Raw genomic sequence first — 15,156 nt, 5'->3', positions numbered from 1 at the left:
GCGGTCCGTCCCAGTGGTCCGTACGAACGGGCTCGTGGGGTGAACGCCGGGCCGTCCCGGGCCCGGCGTTCACCCCGGCTCCGCCGGGGCCCCGCGTGCTAGCGTCCCGAGGCGGGTGGGGGACGGGAGTGTGCGGCAACTGTTCGGCGGGACCACGGCGTCCTTCCACGTGCCGGACGACCAAGGGGAGACGTGGAGTGCCGCAGTGACCACCGCCGAGCCGTCGCGTACGTCGCGGTCGCAGCAGACGTCGCCCACGCCGACGCGCGTGCCGAAAGCCAGGGAGCCGCTGTCCGCAGAGGGCGGCAGGGCACGTCCGTCCGGGCGGTCCGGCGTCCCGCGGCCCGCCGCGCGCCTGCGGGCGCTCGCCCTGCGCCATCCCGTACTGCTGACGGGGCTCGTCGCCGCGGCCGCCCACCTGGTCTGGTTCTTCTTCCTCGCCAACAGCGGCGGTGACATCGCCGCCCAGGACGCGTGGGCCGAGTTCGCCGGGCGCCACCCCGACTCGGCGTACAACCTCGCCTGGTACGGCGGCATGCACCCGGTGTCGTACAGCGTCGTCTCGCCGTACCTGATGTCGGTACTCGGCGTGCGGACGACGATGATGGCGGCCGGAACGGTGTCGGCGGCGCTGACCGCGCTGATCCTCGCGCGCGTCAAGGCCGTGCGCAACCCGATCGCGTGCTCCATGGCCGGGGTGTTCGCGTTCTTCTGCAACGCGATGTCCGGGCGTGTGACGTTCGGGCTGGGTGTGATGTTCGCGCTGGGCGCGGTCGCCGCCACCTTCTGCTGGCCGCGCAGCCGGCGCACGAAGCGGTGGGCGAAGGCGGCGGCCGCCGCGCCGCTCGCCGGGCTCGCGACGGCAGCCAGCCCGGTGGCCGGGCTCTTCCTGGGGATCGTCGCCGTCGCCCTGTTCATCCGCAAGCGGCGGCCGGGCGCGTACACGCTCGGCGTGCCGCCGCTCGTCGTCGAGGCGCTGTCCATCTGGCTGTTCCCGTTCTCCGGTACGCAGCCGATGTCGCTCGGCACCGCGTCTCTGCCGTTCGTCTTCGCGGTGGCCGCCGTCGTACTCGTACCGAAGGGCTGGCGCACCACGTGGACGGCAGCCGTCCTCTACGCGCTCGGCACCGTCGCCACCTGGGCCATCGACTCGCAGATCGGCTCGAACATCTCGCGGCTCGCGATGATCATGGGCGCGGTGGTGTTCCTCGCGGCCATCCCGTACACGGTGCGCGGCTCTGTGCGCTGGTGCGCGCTGCTGCTGTGCTTCGCGGGCGTCAACGTGTGGACGGGGTTCAAGGGCGTCGACGACATGGTCATCACCGCTCCTGCCGCGTCCTGGACCCGCGAACTCGCCCCGCTCGTGCACCAGCTGCAGAAGGTGGACGCGAACAAGGGCCGCGTCGAGGTGGTCCCGGCGCGCAGCCACCGCGAGGCGTCGGCGCTCTCCCCGTACGTCAACCTGGCGCGCGGCTGGAACCGGCAGGCCGACATCGAGCGCAACCCGCTCTTCTACGACGACACGCTCACCGCCGCCAACTACCGCGGCTGGCTCGACCGGTGGGCCGTCCGCTATGTCGTCCTGCCCAAGGGCAGGCCCGACGAGGGCGCGGCGCGCGAGGCGGCGCTCGTCCGGCACGGCGAGCCGTACCTGCACGAGGTGTGGGGAGACGCCAACTGGCAGCTCTACGCGGTCCAGGACCCCATGCCGATCGCCGACCCGCCCGCCACGGTGGACAGCGCTGGGGCGGGCGAGCTGACCATCCACGTGAGGAAGGCGGGCAAGGTGCTCATCCGGGTCCCGTACTCGCCGTGGCTCGGCCTCGTCGACGCGGACGGCAAGGGGGTGCCGCCGCCGCAGGAGACTCCGGCGTCGAAGGCGCGCGACGGCAAGGGGCCCAAGCAGTACACGAACCCCGCCGGCTGCCTGGCGAAGGCCAACAAGGACGAGGACGGCGACGAGTGGACGTTCCTCCTCGCGCCGAAGCCGGGCGTGTACCGGATCGCGGCCCCGTACCAACTCCCGCGCGGCACGGGCTGCCCGAAGGAACTGCGCTGACGCGCGCGGGGCGCGCCTGGCCTGCCTGCTTGGGCTCCGGGCCACGTCAGGCCCGGCGACGTCCGTGCCAGAACGTGCGGGGTGCCTCGGCGCCGCCGGAGCCGGGCGGCGCCGAGACCAGCGGCTGGGCGACGGGCCGGACCCCGCAGGGACGAGCGCCCGCGGAAACCGGGGAAGCGGGCGTCATGGGTGTCCGGCGGCCGGCGCGGCGGCCCCGGGCAGGTCCGCCTCAATCCCCGGGGAGGCGGCCCGAGTCGGCGCTGTCGTACCGGCGTGATAGAAAACGGTTTCGGGTGGGGCATCGCCCCGCCGTTCCTTCGTGAACGGGAGGCCGGCCATGGCGGCGGAAGCGGGACCGAGGCCCCAGGTGGACACGAGCAGGCCGCATCCTGCGCGGGTCTACGACTGGCTGCTCGGCGGCAAGGACAACTACCCCGTCGACCGCGAGGTCGCGAAGAGGCTGCCTGCCGAGGCCAAGGACGCCGCGCGGCAGAACCGCGCCTTCATGCACCGCGCCGTCGCATGGCTCGCGCAGCAGGGTGCCGACCAGTTCCTGGACATCGGCACGGGCATCCCCACCGAACCCAACCTCCACCAGGTCGTACAGTCCGTCCGCCCGGCGGCCCGCATCGTGTACACCGACAACGACCCCATCGTCCTGCGGCACGCGGAGGCCCTCCTCGTCAGCGGGCCCGCCGGCAGCACCGACTACATACAGTCGGACGTGCGCGCGCCCGGCACGATCCTCGAACACGCCCGCGCCGTCCTGGACTTCGACCGCCCTGTCGTGCTCTCCCTCATCGCCCTGCTGCACTTCGTGACGGACGACCAGGACCCGTACGGCATCGTCCGTACGCTGGTGGACGCCCTGCCGTCCGGCAGCCACCTCGTCATGTCGCACGCCGCGTCGGACATCGTGCCCGAACTGTCCGACCGCACGGTCCGCGAGTACGCGAAGGGCGGCATCCGGCTCGCGTTCCGAACCCGGGCGGAGTTCGGCCGCTTCTTCGACGGCCTCGAACTCCTCGACCCGGGCGTCGTGCCGCTGCCCGAGTGGTACCGGGGCGACGAGGCGCCGGAGCCGGAGATGAGCGGCATCTACGCGGCGGTCGCCCGCGTAGCCTGACGGGCGCGCCGGGGCCGGTACCCGGCCAACCGGCCCCGCGCCACGGCCGCCGTTCATACGATCCTGGCCCGGCCCCCGTCCGGCAGACCCCGTTTCAGCCGGTGCCCGCGCCGGCCCTGCCGCCGTCCGCCGCCCGCACGGACCAGCGCTCCTCGACCTTCGCAAGACGCCAGTACGCGAGCGCTGCCGCCCACACCACCACGAAGAGCCCCACGACGATGTAGCCGACGTTCCCGAGGTCCAGGCCCGCCACCCAGTTCGTCACCGAGTCCCGCAGGTCGAGCTTGTCGTGCAGGACTCCCACCAGCTCGATCGTCCCGATGACGAACGCGACCGCGATCGACAGGCCCGTGATGGCGAGGTTGTAGAAGACCTTGCGCACGGGGTTGGCGAACGCCCACTGGTAGGCGAAGTTCATGAACGTGCCGTCCAGCGTGTCGAAGAGGCTCATCCCCGCCGCGAACAGCAGAGGCAGGCTGAGGATCGCGTACCACGGCAGGCCGGCCGCCGCGCCGCTGCCCGCCATCACCATCAGCGTCACCTCGGTGGCCGTGTCGAAGCCGAGCCCGAACAGGAAGCCCAGCGGGTACATCTGCCCCGGGCGGCTGATGGACTTCGTGAAGCGGCCGAGGAAGCGGTTCATGAAGCCGCGCGAGTCGAGGTGGGCCTCCAGCTCCACCTCGTCGAAACTCCCGCGCCGCATGGCCCGGAACACCCGCATGATGCCGGCGAGCGCGACGAGGTTGAGCGCGGCGATCAGGTAGAGGAAGCCGCCGGAGACGGTCGTGCCGACCGTGCCGAGCGTCTTGTGCGCCGCCGAGTCGTCGTCCATCAGCGTGCCGGCGAGGTGCGCGCCGCCCGCGACGAGCGCCGCCATCGCGACCACCACGCTGGAGTGGCCGAGCGCGAACCAGAAGCCCACGGAGACCGGCCGCTTCCCGTCGGACATGAGCTTGCGGGTGGTGTTGTCGATGGCCGCTATGTGGTCGGCGTCGAAGGCGTGCCGCATGCCGAGCGTGTAGGCGGTGACGCCGAGGCCGATGCCGAACGCCTTGGAGCCGACCTCGTAGTCGCGCGGCACGACCAGCAGGAACAGCACGCCGAACGCGACGACGTGCAGGGCGGCGATCACGGCGAGCAGTCCGGCCGTGCGCAGGGTGTCCTCGCGCCGCCAGGCGAAGGGCCCCGAGGAGCGCGCGGACGTGGCGGCGCCGCCGGCCGATGACGGAGACGGCGATTCGGACGTGGGCAGGCTCAACTCGGTCACGCTCCAGCACCTCGTGGATCAACTCGTGAGATGCCGTGGCCGGTCTCCTGGCTTACGGGTTCGCTGACGCACGCTCTCCGTCCGGCCTTCCCGGCAGCCTTGCGGCGGCCAGTGGCCTGGTCCTACGGACGGAGGGCTTCCCCGATCACAGTGGCGAGGGCCGCTCCGGCCTCGGACCCCGTAGGGGTCCTCACCGGTCTTCCCGAGCACCACGGCTCCGCCAGCCTACGGTTACCTGCACATGGCTTGCAAGACTGCACAATTGCGCAGGTGTCTTGCCGTCGGTGTTCCATGTCACGCCAATAGGCGGTGTACGCACGGCTGCTGAGACAATCGGCGCCATGCATCTCGTACCGGCCGAGCGCGCGGACCACCGCATCATCGACGGACACCTCGTCTGCGACGCCATCGCCGCCATCGGCGAGCCCGAGGCGGTCAGGGCCGCCGCCGACCGCTTCTCGCTGCTCGCCGAGCCGGGGCGGCTCGCGCTGCTGCTCGCCCTGCGCGCCGTGGGTCCGATGGCCGTCTCGGATCTCGCCGTCGCCACCGGCATGAAGGACCCGGCCGTCTCGCAGGCGCTGCGGCTGCTGCGCTCCGCGGGCGCGGTCGCGGGCGAGAAGGACGGCCGGATCGTCCGCTACCGCCTGGTGGACGCGGCCCTGGCCACGCTGCTGGACCAGGTGCGCCGGCCGGCCTGAGCCCCCGAGAGTCCGGCGACCGGCGACCGGCTACCCGCACACCGACCGCAGCGCGGTGCGGAGCGCCTCGCGGTGCAGCGCGTCCAGGCCGTCGGCGATCGAGCCGGAGACGTCCGCCTCCGCGAGATCGGCGGTGCAGCCGGCCGACGGCTGCCGCACTCGTTCGGTCGCGACGAGTTCCCGCAGGATGTCCCGGGTGACCGCGTCCAGTTCGGTGCGGATGGCGTCCAGGCTCGGGCGCTGTGACGGGGCCGTCGCGGGGTCGGCCGCCCAGCGGGCGAGCAGGCCGCGCTGCACCACCTTGCTCGCGGCGATCTGGTCCTCGAAGAACCGCGCCGTGGACGCGGGATCGAGGCCGAGCCCGGCGGCCTGGCGCCGCACCTTCGCCAGTTCCTGCCGCTCGCGCTCGGGGTCGTCGACGGGCGCGCCCGTGCCGCGTTTCGCGGCGGCGACCTGGTCGCCGAGCCTGAGGCGGCGGATGGCCAGCGCGGTGAGCGGCCCGAGCGGTCCGAGCGCCCCGGCGACCGCGGGCGCGGCGGTCCCGTGACGCGGCTGCGGAGCGGCATCGGCGGGCGACGCGGTGAGCGCGGCGAGGGCGGCGAGGGCGGCAGCCGCGGCCGGCACCGCCGCGGCACCCACCAGCACGGGCCCGGCGCGGGACGGTCGCGGCGGCCGGGACGGAGTCGACGGGGTCGGGGCGGCAAGCAAAGAAGCGGCCTTTCGCGCGGTGAGCGGTGAAGTGCACCCGGATGATCACGTGCAGGTGCATGTTCCACCCATGAGCGACCCGAATCCCCGCACGGCGGCGACCTCTACCGAAACGGGTGACACCGGCCCGCGCCTGCTAGCCCGCACTGGCGTCGTAATACCTGATGGACCGCTCCCCGTGCAGCACGATCGCGTTCTGCCCTGCCGCGGAGGGCAGGCCGACGGCGCGGTCGAGTACGCGGCCCAGCGGACCGCACCGCCGGCTGCGGGGAACGGCGAAGGTGGTGTCCTCAAGGGCGGTGGTGCTTCCGGGGGAGGCAGGCTGCAGCACCAGGTGGACGGGCGTCGTACCGCCTCCGATGCGGCAGCCGGGCGGCAGGCCGGGGCCGGACACGGCGAACGACAGGTCGAGCTCGCCGACGCGCCGCGCGTCGCTGAGGAAGTCGAAGTGGCCGCCGTAGCGCGGCGTGAGGGTGAGCGGCGCGCGCCCCACCGGTATCGGGGCCGCGGACATCCCGCCCCACACCTGCTCGGGCCGCCCGCCCACGTCGCCCTCCGCGTGGGTCACGGTGATGGGTCCGGAGATCGGCACGTCGAGGCGGCCGATGGTGAGGTGGCCGGTTGCACTCATCACCTCGCAGCGCCACGAGGCGAGTTCGGCCCCGGCGGGCAGGGCGGAGGAGGGCGGGCAGTCGGCGAACGCGGCGGGTGCGCCGGGACCGGCGTGAGCGGCGGGCGCGGCGGGCGCGGCGGCGAGGAGGGCGGCGAGGAGGACCCCGGCGGTCCCGGTGGTTGCGGCGGTGAGGAACACGGCGACTCCAGAAGGCAGGCGATGACGACGGACGCCACCATTGCAGATTTTTGTCTGCAGAGAAAGGACTGCAGACAAAAACCCGCTCGCTGCTCCTCTGACCCCTTAGGGTGAGACGCATGCAGGAGGACGCCCGGCGAGACGCGGCAGGGCACTGCGGTCCGAAGCCGGAGCCGCCCGCACCGCGCACCACGCTGAACAGCACGAAGACGATGAAGGCGCTGGCCCACCCCCTGCGCCAGCGCATCCTGCGCCATCTGGCGACCGTGGGCCCGGCGACGTCGACGACGCTGTCAGCGGCCCTGGGGGAGAACACCGGCACGCTCAGTTACCACCTCAGAAGGCTGGAACAGGGTGGCCTGATCGAGGACGTGCCGGACCGCGCGTCCGGGCGCGAGCGTTGGTGGCGGGCGGTGCGTGGGCTGGACGTCCGGCGCCCGCCCGAGGCGGACATGACGCCGGACGACCGGGCGGCCGCGGCCGAACTCGACCGGCTGAAGGCCGCCGACGACCTGGCCCTGCTGAACCGCTTGGTCGAGCAGGAGCCCACGGGCGACGGCTGGCTGCGCGGCTCGCGCGGCACGAGCCACCTCACGAAGGAGGAGTTGGACGCGTTCCACGACGCGTACCTCGAACTCCTGGCCCGCTTCGCCCGCGGCCCCGAGGACGCGACACCGGGGACGCGCCCCGTCCTGCTGCGCTGGTTCGGCATGTCGGCGGACTGAGCGAAGCCGCGACCCCGCCGGGACGCGGCACGCCCGTCGCCGTTGGTCAGAGGGCGCCGGTCAAACCCTCGATCGCCTTCTGGGCCCACTCCTGCGTGCCCGCGGCCGTACCGGCGACGACCCCGGTCGCGACCGGGGCCAGCACCCCCTTCAACACGGCGAGGGCACGGCGGAGCGCGCCACGCTGGGGCCCGTCAGGGCGGGCGATCGTCGCGAGCACCTCTCCGGCCGCGGACTCGGCGTCCTCCCGGTCCTGGCCGGGGAGGCCTGCCCTGGGCAGCTCCCTGAGCAGGTCGGTCACCAGTGTCGCGAGCGCCTCGAAACCCGGGGCGACGGCGCCGTTGTTCTGCTGGATCTGGCTGACCGTGTCGTTGTTCCAGGCGAACTGGGAGCCCGACACCGGGGCCTTGAACACCGGCCCGTCGACATTGCCGGCCTGTGGCGGCTCGTTCTCGGGCTCGTTCTCGGGCTCGTTCTCGGGCTCGTTCTCGGGCTCGTTCTCGGGCTCGTTCTCGGGCTCATTCTCCGGATCCGTCATTCCTCGGCACCGTCCTCGCTCGTCTGCTGCTGGATGGCATTGATGTTGTTCCACGCCAACTGGGCGCCATACACCGCGGCGTTGAACTGCGGGCCCGAGTAATTGTTGATGACCGTCGTTGGACCCCCGGCCGGCTGCGCGACCCGCTTGGTGACCGGCAGCGACGTGCGGAGCGAGACGAGGCTGACGAGGCCGTTGTGCTGAACGGCGACGCCCTGCGATCCGCTCACGGAACAGCTCTCGAGCCGTCCGCCGCACTTGCCGTCGAAGAGCGCGCCCGTGAACGCGCAGTCCGCGAACTCGCTGTCCACGACGTCCACCCAGGCGGCGTTCGTCCCGTAGAGGCCGAACGCCTCCGAGCCGGTCACGGTGAGGTTCTTCGCGACGAGACGCGCCTTGCCGAACGCGGCGACCCCGCCGGCGCTCACCGCCTTGACCCGGCAGTCCTGGAGGAACAGCTGGGCCTCCTCGTCGACGCTGAAGCCGACGGGCCCGCGTTCCACCGCCACGTCCCTGAGCGTGGCCCGGGACCGGCCGACGGCCCCCACCGCGGAGATCTCGAAGTCGACGAACGTCGCGTCGGTGACGTCGACCGTGGTACCCGCGTTGCCCTGGGTCTCCAGGCCCACCGGGCAGCGCTCCACGCGGACGTGCTCGAACGTGGCGCCGGACTCGTCGTGGACCCGCAGCGCGACGCTCGTCAGGCCGGTGATCCCGACCTGCGCGAAACGGCCTCTGGCGGCGTCGACGACGGCGATGCCGACATTCCCCCCGACGATGCGGCAGCCGCGCACCTCGGGCGCCCCACCCTTGGTCGACAGCACCGCGACGTTCTTCGCGGCGTGGATCTCGCAGTTCTCGAACCGGCCGCGCCCCGAGGTCTGGACGTTGATCCCGGTGTCGTGGCACTCGCTGAGCACGCAATCGCGCACCAGCGGGTCGGCGCCGCTCGCCACCGCGACGCCGTGCTGCGCACCGGTGACGCGCGTGCCGGCGACGGAGCCGCGGGACCGCTCGACGAACATGACCGCCTCCGCGTGCACGACGTCGATCACGCAGTCGGCCACGTCCAGTTCGGCCTGCGAGTCGGCCACGACGGCCGCCCTTCCGGTGTCGGTCAGCCGGCACCCGGTGACCCGCGCCCGCGCACCGCTGACCCGCACACCGTGGATCGCACTGCCGCCTATCCAGCTGTCCTGGACCGAGACGTCGGCGCCCTTGATGGCGGCGACCGCGTTGTCGGTGGCGTCGGTGAACCTGCACCGCTCGACGAGCCCGTGGGACCCGTCGAACAACGCTCTGCCGTGCAGGACGAGGCTGTCCCGCAGGGTCACGAAGGTGTTCGGCCTCGCGTGCACGCTGACGCCGTTGTGAGCGCGGATGTCCGCGTGTTCGAGGGTGAGAGTGCCCGCATGGCACCCCACGACATCGGCGTCGCGGCCGATCAGCACGAGGCCGTGCACCCGCACGGACCCGAAGGCGTCGAGAACGGCACCTCCGGGCCGGCTCACCACCACGGACCCGGGATCGCCGAGCGCCACCAACTGGACGTCGCCCCGGACGGTGAGCGCCTCCTCGTAGAGGCCGGGCGCGACCTCGACCACCGCCGCCCGGCCCCGCCCCGCGGCAGCGGCGAGCGCGGACGCGATGTCGGGGTAGGCACGCCGGCCACCGCGCGGCGAGACGAAGTACCTGGCAGCCACACACGCCCCCATCGGCGAGCCATCGAAGCCCCCGATGCTACCGGAGCGTCCTCCGCGGCCCGCCTGCTCGGCAGCACCTTTGTCGGGCCCGCCGTGCCTGCCACGGCACGCCGGCGCACACGCCGAAGCCCTCCCGCCCACTGAGCCTGAGGCACTTCCACGGGCCGGCACGATCAGCCCTGGATGATCCGGATGGTGCCCCGAGTCAGCAGCGGTCGTCAGGCGTACGACAACCCTTGGACCCATCCATCCGGTCGCGGGTCGCGCCCTCGGGCCACACCACGTCGACGGCCACACCCGTACGCCGCGCGTAGGCGACGACATCGGCCGTCCCGCCGTACCCGCGGGCCGGCTTCCCGTCCCACACCGCGACGAGCCGGTCGACCAGGCCGACCAGGATCTCGCTCCCCGCCTGGTGAGCCTGTGACGTCGACTCGCGCATGCCGGTGCGGTGCACCTCGGACGCGCGCGCGAACAGCTCGTCGTACGTCGGGTGGTGCGACTCGGGCAGGCCGTCGCGGTACTGCACGGCAGGCACGACGACCTCGATCCGGCCGCCGCGGTCGAGCACCGCCTCGGCGAACCATGCGTCGGGCCCGTCCGCGATGCATGACACCCCGAGCAGCTCGTCGGGGTCGTACTTCCGCAGCTCGTCGTCGAGGGCGTTGCGAACCGTCCGCTCAACCTGGGCGGACAGTCCGCGGTGCCCGGTGATCCCCAAACGCACAGTCCTGACCCCTCTCCGTTACAGGAACGCGCCGAGCAGGCGGTCGTCGAAGTCGCGCACGACTCTAGGGGGCGTAGGACCGGAGTACGAGCGGCGCACGGCGCGCGCCCGTTCCACGATGCGTCCCGACTTGTAGCGCAACCCCACTTCGAGTGCCCTCGCAGCCATGGTGAATGCACCGTCAAGGCGACCGGCTGCGAGATGCCCCGAAGCCATGTCGAGCATCAGCAGCGCCCGTTGCTTGTTGTGCCCTGAGCTCATGACCGAGGCGGTTGAGTCCTGCTCACTGGTGATCCAATGGGGCAGCCCGAGCTGTGCCCCGCACGACACCCGGGTCGCTGCGACCTTGGCCTCGGTGAACGAGAACACCCACGGCCACGGTGGAACATCCTCGCGTTCGATCTGCCTCGCTCGACGAGCTGCGGCTCGTAGTGCCTCATCGGCCGAGTCCTCTGCGCCGGCCGCAGCATGGGCGAGAGCCTCGACGCCGGACAGCCACGCGTCGGCAATGGCAGGCATGTTCGGCCCGAGCTGCTTGCGCGCGGAATGGACAAGGCCGAGCCCCTGCGCTGCATTCCCTGAGTTCGCTTCGAACTGTGCAAGGCTCCCCATTTGATACGCGGCAAGCAAGGGACTGGCGGCACGTCGGGCAGCTTTGATCGATGCCCCGTACCACATGCGGGCCGACCCGTTGTCGCCCATGTCCCAGTGCAACCACCCGGCAAGGCTGGCAACTTCGCTGCCGACGGCTGCGAGTCTTGTCCGCTCGTCTCTGCTCTCGGCATCCTGCGCGATCGACTGCGTCAACTTGAGGTGCGACAGCACCGTGTCAACGAGCTGCCGCGACGGGGTTGTGCCGTCGAGGCGCCGGAAAGCGGTGGTGGCCACGCGAAGGGTGGCCGCTTGGCCAGTCTCGGCTGCGTGCGCCTGCTGCGTGGGCGCCGCGGAGAGCACCGGCGCTGCCGCGACCGCCGCGAATCCACTGAGGAAGCTGCGCCGTTCCACATCGGTTCCGTTTCCATCCCTCCGCACGACGATTGCCGCTGTGTGGTCAGCCAAGCCGACCAGGTGCGGGGGAATCTGAAGCTGGCTTGCCACCCGCGACAGTTGAGCCGTTTCGTACGACCCCGCGCCCCTCCCCTCAAGGCGCGAAATCGCGGACTGGCTCATCCCGCAGGCTTCCCCTAGCTGCCCCTGCGAAAGGGCGGCTCCGGCCCGGGCGAGTTTCACCACCCGGCCGTAGTCGCCTGCTCGTGCAGCATCGCGGATAGCTTGCGCGGACCAATTCACGGGATTTGTTCTCCCCCTCTTGCTACGCGGCATGGGACCGGAGTGCGGTACCGCTATGCGCTGCGCGAATCGTCGTATGCAGTCTGCGGGTGGTTCGTGGCCTCTACAGGATGCCCCGAGGTTGAGTGACCGCACTACCCGTAACCGGGAGGACACGCATGGTCGACAAGGGACAGGACGCGCGGCAACTTACTCCGAGGCCCGATCAGCCGCGAGAGTTGGTGTTGGCAGGCGAGCCGCAATCGGCGAGCACGGCACGGGAGTTCGTCCGTGAGTACGTGATGAAGAGCGAGCGGGCTGTGTGCGAGGACTACGTCGACGCGATCGTGTTGGTCACAAGTGAGCTTGTCACCAACAGCATTCGCTACGGGACCGAACCCGGCGACTCCCTCATGCTCAGGCTCCACACCCACCACGGCCGTACGCGGGTCGAGGTGCGCGACCCGGTACGTCGGCGTCCGCAGCAGCGGCCCGAGTCTCACAAGCGGGACCGCGGGCGCGGGCTGCTCATCGTCGATGGGTTGTGCCACTGGGGCGTTGACGACGCCGCGTTCGGGAAAGTTGTGTGGGCCGAGGTGATTGCGAAGTGATGACCCCGCAGCCACTCACCCCGGCGTGCCGACATCCGGCGGGCTCGCGTCCCTGTCCGTCCGACCATGGGTGGACAGCATCGGCGACCAGGGATTCGCGCCTGATGCTCATCACGCATCCCGAGCCGCGCCGCAACGCAGCCGCGGCCGCGATCGAGTCCCGCATGCTGAGCGTCGCACACGCCCTCGGCGCGGCCCCGTCGCACAAGAGGCTGCCCGACGCGGGCAAGTGGGTCGCCGTGCACACCCGGGCGGCAGGCACCGACGGCCGCGCACGCTGCGCCCCGTCCCCTGATCCCCGCCCTGCCGTAAACGGACATCCGGCAGGGGCGGTGCTCCATCGCACGATCCTACCGAACGCCAACGAGAGGAACATCCAGCGATGTTCAACCATGCCGAACGCATCCCCACGGGAACCCCGATCCCGCAGGGGCACCTCACCGCACAGCCGTGGGGACTGCGCCGCCTCACCGAGTACCCGCCCGCCGACGCACCGCAGCACACTCGCGTCGAACTAGACCCCGAGACGCAGACCAGCCGCTACTTCAACGCCTCCGGTGCCCCGGTCATGGCGCCGGGGCACGGCACGAGCAGCGGCACCAACCCGCCCACCGGCACCTCACCCGACGGCCACGGCGGCGGCGACACGGACACGGGTAACGACACCGACCAGTGACACGAGACGACGTTCGACCGGTCGTGGTCGTCACGAACGATGACGACCCGACCGCGGACATGGTGATTGGCGAGCTGTACGGCCGGGGCGTCCCGGTCGTGCGGCTCGACTCCGGTCACTTCCCCGCCTCCCTGTCGTGCTCCGCCCACATCGGCGGCGGCACGGCACGGTGGCGGGGGAGTTTCGCGACCCCGACCCGCGTCGCCGAGCTCGACGGCGTGCGGGCCCTTTACTACCGGCGCCCGTCCGGGTTCGCCTTCCCGCACCTCGACGAGCAAGACGCGCGGTTCGCTGCGGCACAGGCCCGATACGGGCTCGGCGGCGTGCTCGTCTCGCTGCCCGACTGCCTGTACGTCAACCACCCGAACCGCATCGGCGACGCCGAGTACAAGCCGGCCGGACTCGTCGCCGCGGCCGAGGCCGGGTTCACCCTGCCGCCGACACTGATCACGAACAGACCCGACGACGCCCGCCCGTTCGTCAAGGAACACGGGCACGTGATCTACAAGCCGTTGGCGGTGCCGTTGTACCTCGTGGATGGGCGGGCGCAGACCGTTCTCGTCGACGAGGTCGCCGAGGACGAGATCGACGACGGTATCGCCGGGACCATGCACCTGTTGCAGGCCCGCGTCGACAAGGTCGCCGACGTCCGCGTGACCGTGATCGGCGAGCGGGTGTTCGCGGTGCGGATCGACTCGGGGCTGCTCGACTGGCGCACCGACTACCGCACGCACACCTATACCCCGGTCGAGGCCCCGCCCGACGTCGAGCGCGCGCTGTTCGCGTACCTGCGGCACTTCGGGCTCGTCTTCGGCGCGTTCGACTTCACCCTGTCCGACGACGGCGCGTGGACGTTCATCGAGTGCAACCCGTCGGGTCAGTGGGCATGGATGGAACCCCCGACCGGGCTGCCCATGACCGCCGCGCTCGCTGATCTCTTGGAACGAGGCACCAACCCATGACCGAACTCGATCTCGACAGGACGGCCGCCGGGCTGCGGCACGAGCTCGTCGAACACCTCGCCGCCGAGGGGCAGGTGACCGACCCCGAATGGCGTGCTGCCGTACAGGACGTGCCCCGGCACGAGTTCGCGCCGCGGTTCTACGTCATGACCGACGCCCCCGGCATGACGACGTACGTACCGATCTCGCCCGAACTCGTCGGCACCGAGGCGTGGCTGCGGAAGGTCTACAGCGACGAGACGCTGATCACGCAGTTCGACGGATGCGAAATCGACTGGTCGGACCCGCAGCCGATCAGAGGCGCTTCGCCGACCTCGTCCTCGACGCTGCCCTCGCTGGTGGTGCAGATGCTCGAAGCGCTCGACGCCGACGCCGAGGCGACCGTGACGGAGTACGGCACGGGCACCGGCTACTCGTCCGCGCTCATGTGTCACCGGTTCGGCGCCGGGCAAGTCACCTCGGTCGAGACCGACCCGGGTGTCGCCGCCCGCGCCCGGGCCGCTCTCGAACGCTGCGGCTACACCCCGCGGCTGGTCGTCGGCAATGGACTCGCCGGCGCCGATCGCACCGACCGGGCCGCGCGCACGATTGCCACCATGGGCGTGCGCGGCATCCCGTGGGCGTGGCTCCGTGAGACGCAGCCTGGCGGGCTCATTGTGGCGACGCTGCGCGGGTGGCTGCGGTCGCTCGGGCTCGTGCGTCTGGTCGTCGAGGACGGGCAGCGCGCGACGGGTCGGTTCCTCGCCGGCTCGGCGTTCATGATGGCCCGGCAGCAAGAGGCCCCGGCGAACCTCGGCATGCTGCCGGGCGACGACGACGGCAAGGTGCGCGAGACGCCTCACGGGCCCGAGGTGCTGCGCATGCCCGACAGCGGGTTCGTAGCGCAGCTCGCGATGCCGAACGCCCGCACCTTCGACATGCCGGCCGACGACGGCGCACTGCGTACGTACGTCCTCGATGCGGCGAACGAGTCCTTCGCGATCCTCTCGCGGGACGGCGACGGCTGGACGGTCCGCGAAGGCGGCCCGGTGTCGCTGTGGGGCGAGGTCGAGCGGTCTCTCGCGCTGTGGCACGCAGCCGGGGCGCCGACCCCAACCAAGTTCGGGGTCAGCGTAGAGCCGGACCGTCAACGAATCTGGCTTGAAGACGCCGCCGACGGGCCCAGTTGGTGGCTGCCGGTCGTCCCTGGTGCGTGAGAACCGACGACTGCCCCGGGCTCGCGTGTGGGTGGTATCGGTGTCTGCTGGAGGGGACACGCGTCCGTCCGAGCCGAGGC

15 protein-coding genes and 1 riboswitch are annotated in these 15,156 nt (G+C 71.7%); of the genes, 8 read left to right on the top strand and 7 right to left on the bottom strand.

The window, feature by feature from the left end:
* The first annotated feature begins 205 nt into the window (after positions 1–205).
* A complete protein-coding gene (locus tag IH48_RS0101455; protein ID WP_078849455.1) occupies positions 206–2,059 on the top strand; it encodes a hypothetical protein in 1,854 nt (617 codons plus the stop codon).
* Positions 2,060–2,396: 337 nt separating this feature from the next.
* Complete coding sequence (locus IH48_RS0101450; RefSeq protein WP_030897956.1) at positions 2,397–3,185, top strand: SAM-dependent methyltransferase; 789 nt, start codon at positions 2,397–2,399, stop codon at positions 3,183–3,185.
* Positions 3,186–3,279: 94 nt separating this feature from the next.
* Here IH48_RS0101450 and IH48_RS0101445 read toward each other — a convergent pair whose 3' ends face one another.
* The gene (locus tag IH48_RS0101445) at positions 3,280–4,443 is read right to left on the bottom strand and encodes a HoxN/HupN/NixA family nickel/cobalt transporter (protein WP_030897954.1); all 1,164 of its coding nucleotides are present in this window, start codon (positions 4,441–4,443) and stop codon (positions 3,280–3,282) included.
* A 28-nt stretch (positions 4,444–4,471) separates the two neighbouring features.
* A riboswitch (cobalamin riboswitch) is annotated at positions 4,472–4,681 on the bottom strand.
* A gap of 112 nt (positions 4,682–4,793) precedes the next feature.
* Between IH48_RS0101445 and IH48_RS0101440 the strand changes: the two genes are divergently transcribed.
* Positions 4,794–5,150, top strand: coding sequence for an ArsR/SmtB family transcription factor (locus tag IH48_RS0101440; RefSeq protein ID WP_030897951.1), 357 nt, complete (start codon positions 4,794–4,796; stop codon positions 5,148–5,150).
* A 30-nt stretch (positions 5,151–5,180) separates the two neighbouring features.
* Here IH48_RS0101440 and aroQ read toward each other — a convergent pair whose 3' ends face one another.
* Positions 5,181–5,795: a gamma subclass chorismate mutase AroQ gene (gene aroQ / locus IH48_RS0101435; protein ID WP_030897948.1), complete on the bottom strand. Its 615-nt coding sequence runs from the start codon at positions 5,793–5,795 to the stop codon at positions 5,181–5,183.
* Positions 5,796–5,994: 199 nt separating this feature from the next.
* Positions 5,995–6,669, bottom strand: coding sequence for a hypothetical protein (locus tag IH48_RS0101430; RefSeq protein WP_051838956.1), 675 nt, complete (start codon positions 6,667–6,669; stop codon positions 5,995–5,997).
* 119 nt (positions 6,670–6,788) lie between these two features.
* On the opposite strand from IH48_RS0101430, the gene IH48_RS0101425 reads away from it, so the two are divergent.
* Entirely contained in the window at positions 6,789–7,394 is a 606-nt protein-coding gene (locus tag IH48_RS0101425) for an ArsR/SmtB family transcription factor (protein WP_078849387.1), read from the top strand.
* A gap of 46 nt (positions 7,395–7,440) precedes the next feature.
* Here the strand turns inward: IH48_RS0101425 and IH48_RS0101420 are convergent, their stop codons facing one another.
* The 4 genes from IH48_RS0101420 to IH48_RS32880 all read right to left on the bottom strand — a co-directional run bounded on the left by IH48_RS0101420 (position 7,441) and on the right by IH48_RS32880 (position 11,460).
* Positions 7,441–7,932, bottom strand: a complete 492-nt coding sequence (locus IH48_RS0101420) for a hypothetical protein (RefSeq protein WP_234434082.1) — start codon at positions 7,930–7,932, stop codon at positions 7,441–7,443.
* Positions 7,929–9,635, bottom strand: coding sequence for a right-handed parallel beta-helix repeat-containing protein (locus tag IH48_RS0101415; RefSeq protein WP_030897939.1), 1,707 nt, complete (start codon positions 9,633–9,635; stop codon positions 7,929–7,931). Before IH48_RS0101415 ends, IH48_RS0101420 begins: the two co-directional genes overlap by 4 nt.
* A gap of 205 nt (positions 9,636–9,840) precedes the next feature.
* On the bottom strand, positions 9,841–10,362 hold the full coding sequence (locus IH48_RS0101410; protein ID WP_199809867.1) for a hypothetical protein: 522 nt from the start codon (positions 10,360–10,362) through the stop codon (positions 9,841–9,843).
* Between the two features lie 18 nt (positions 10,363–10,380).
* A complete protein-coding gene (locus IH48_RS32880; protein ID WP_234434081.1) occupies positions 10,381–11,460 on the bottom strand; it encodes a hypothetical protein in 1,080 nt (359 codons plus the stop codon).
* Positions 11,461–11,810: 350 nt separating this feature from the next.
* On the opposite strand from IH48_RS32880, the gene IH48_RS0101400 reads away from it, so the two are divergent.
* From IH48_RS0101400 to tgmC, 4 genes are all read left to right on the top strand, one after another.
* The gene (locus IH48_RS0101400) at positions 11,811–12,242 is read left to right on the top strand and encodes an ATP-binding protein (RefSeq protein ID WP_030897932.1); all 432 of its coding nucleotides are present in this window, start codon (positions 11,811–11,813) and stop codon (positions 12,240–12,242) included.
* A 382-nt stretch (positions 12,243–12,624) separates the two neighbouring features.
* Complete coding sequence (gene tgmA, locus IH48_RS0101395) at positions 12,625–12,918, top strand: putative ATP-grasp-modified RiPP (protein ID WP_030897930.1); 294 nt, start codon at positions 12,625–12,627, stop codon at positions 12,916–12,918.
* The gene (tgmB, locus tag IH48_RS0101390) at positions 12,915–13,880 is read left to right on the top strand and encodes an ATP-grasp ribosomal peptide maturase (RefSeq protein WP_030897928.1); all 966 of its coding nucleotides are present in this window, start codon (positions 12,915–12,917) and stop codon (positions 13,878–13,880) included. The genes tgmA and tgmB overlap by 4 nt, the downstream gene beginning before the upstream one ends.
* Positions 13,877–15,076 (top strand): ATP-grasp peptide maturase system methyltransferase, encoded by a 1,200-nt coding sequence (gene tgmC / locus IH48_RS0101385; protein ID WP_030897925.1) that lies wholly within the window; start codon positions 13,877–13,879, stop codon positions 15,074–15,076. The genes tgmB and tgmC overlap by 4 nt, the downstream gene beginning before the upstream one ends.
* Positions 15,077–15,156: the final 80 nt, after the last annotated feature.

It is taken from the genome of Streptomyces sp. NRRL F-5126, from assembly GCF_000721265.1.
GTDB lineage: Bacteria > Actinomycetota > Actinomycetes > Streptomycetales > Streptomycetaceae > Streptomyces.
The sequence above is the reverse complement of the archived record's forward strand: the minus strand, read 5'-3'. Positions and strand labels throughout refer to the sequence as shown.

What these genes read in the sequence shown, in the direction of transcription:
- IH48_RS0101450 (WP_030897956.1), top strand. Translation starts at nt 2,397, where the DNA reads ATGGCGGCGGAAGCGGGACCGAGGCCCCAGGTGGACACGAGCAGGCCG.
- IH48_RS0101440 (WP_030897951.1), top strand. Translation starts at nt 4,794, where the DNA reads ATGCATCTCGTACCGGCCGAGCGCGCGGACCACCGCATCATCGACGGA.
- IH48_RS0101425 (WP_078849387.1), top strand. Translation starts at nt 6,789, where the DNA reads ATGCAGGAGGACGCCCGGCGAGACGCGGCAGGGCACTGCGGTCCGAAG.
- IH48_RS0101420 (WP_234434082.1), bottom strand. Translation starts at nt 7,932, where the DNA reads ATGACGGATCCGGAGAATGAGCCCGAGAACGAGCCCGAGAACGAGCCC.
- IH48_RS0101400 (WP_030897932.1), top strand. Translation starts at nt 11,811, where the DNA reads ATGGTCGACAAGGGACAGGACGCGCGGCAACTTACTCCGAGGCCCGAT.
- tgmA (WP_030897930.1), top strand. Translation starts at nt 12,625, where the DNA reads ATGTTCAACCATGCCGAACGCATCCCCACGGGAACCCCGATCCCGCAG.
- tgmC (WP_030897925.1), top strand. Translation starts at nt 13,877, where the DNA reads ATGACCGAACTCGATCTCGACAGGACGGCCGCCGGGCTGCGGCACGAG.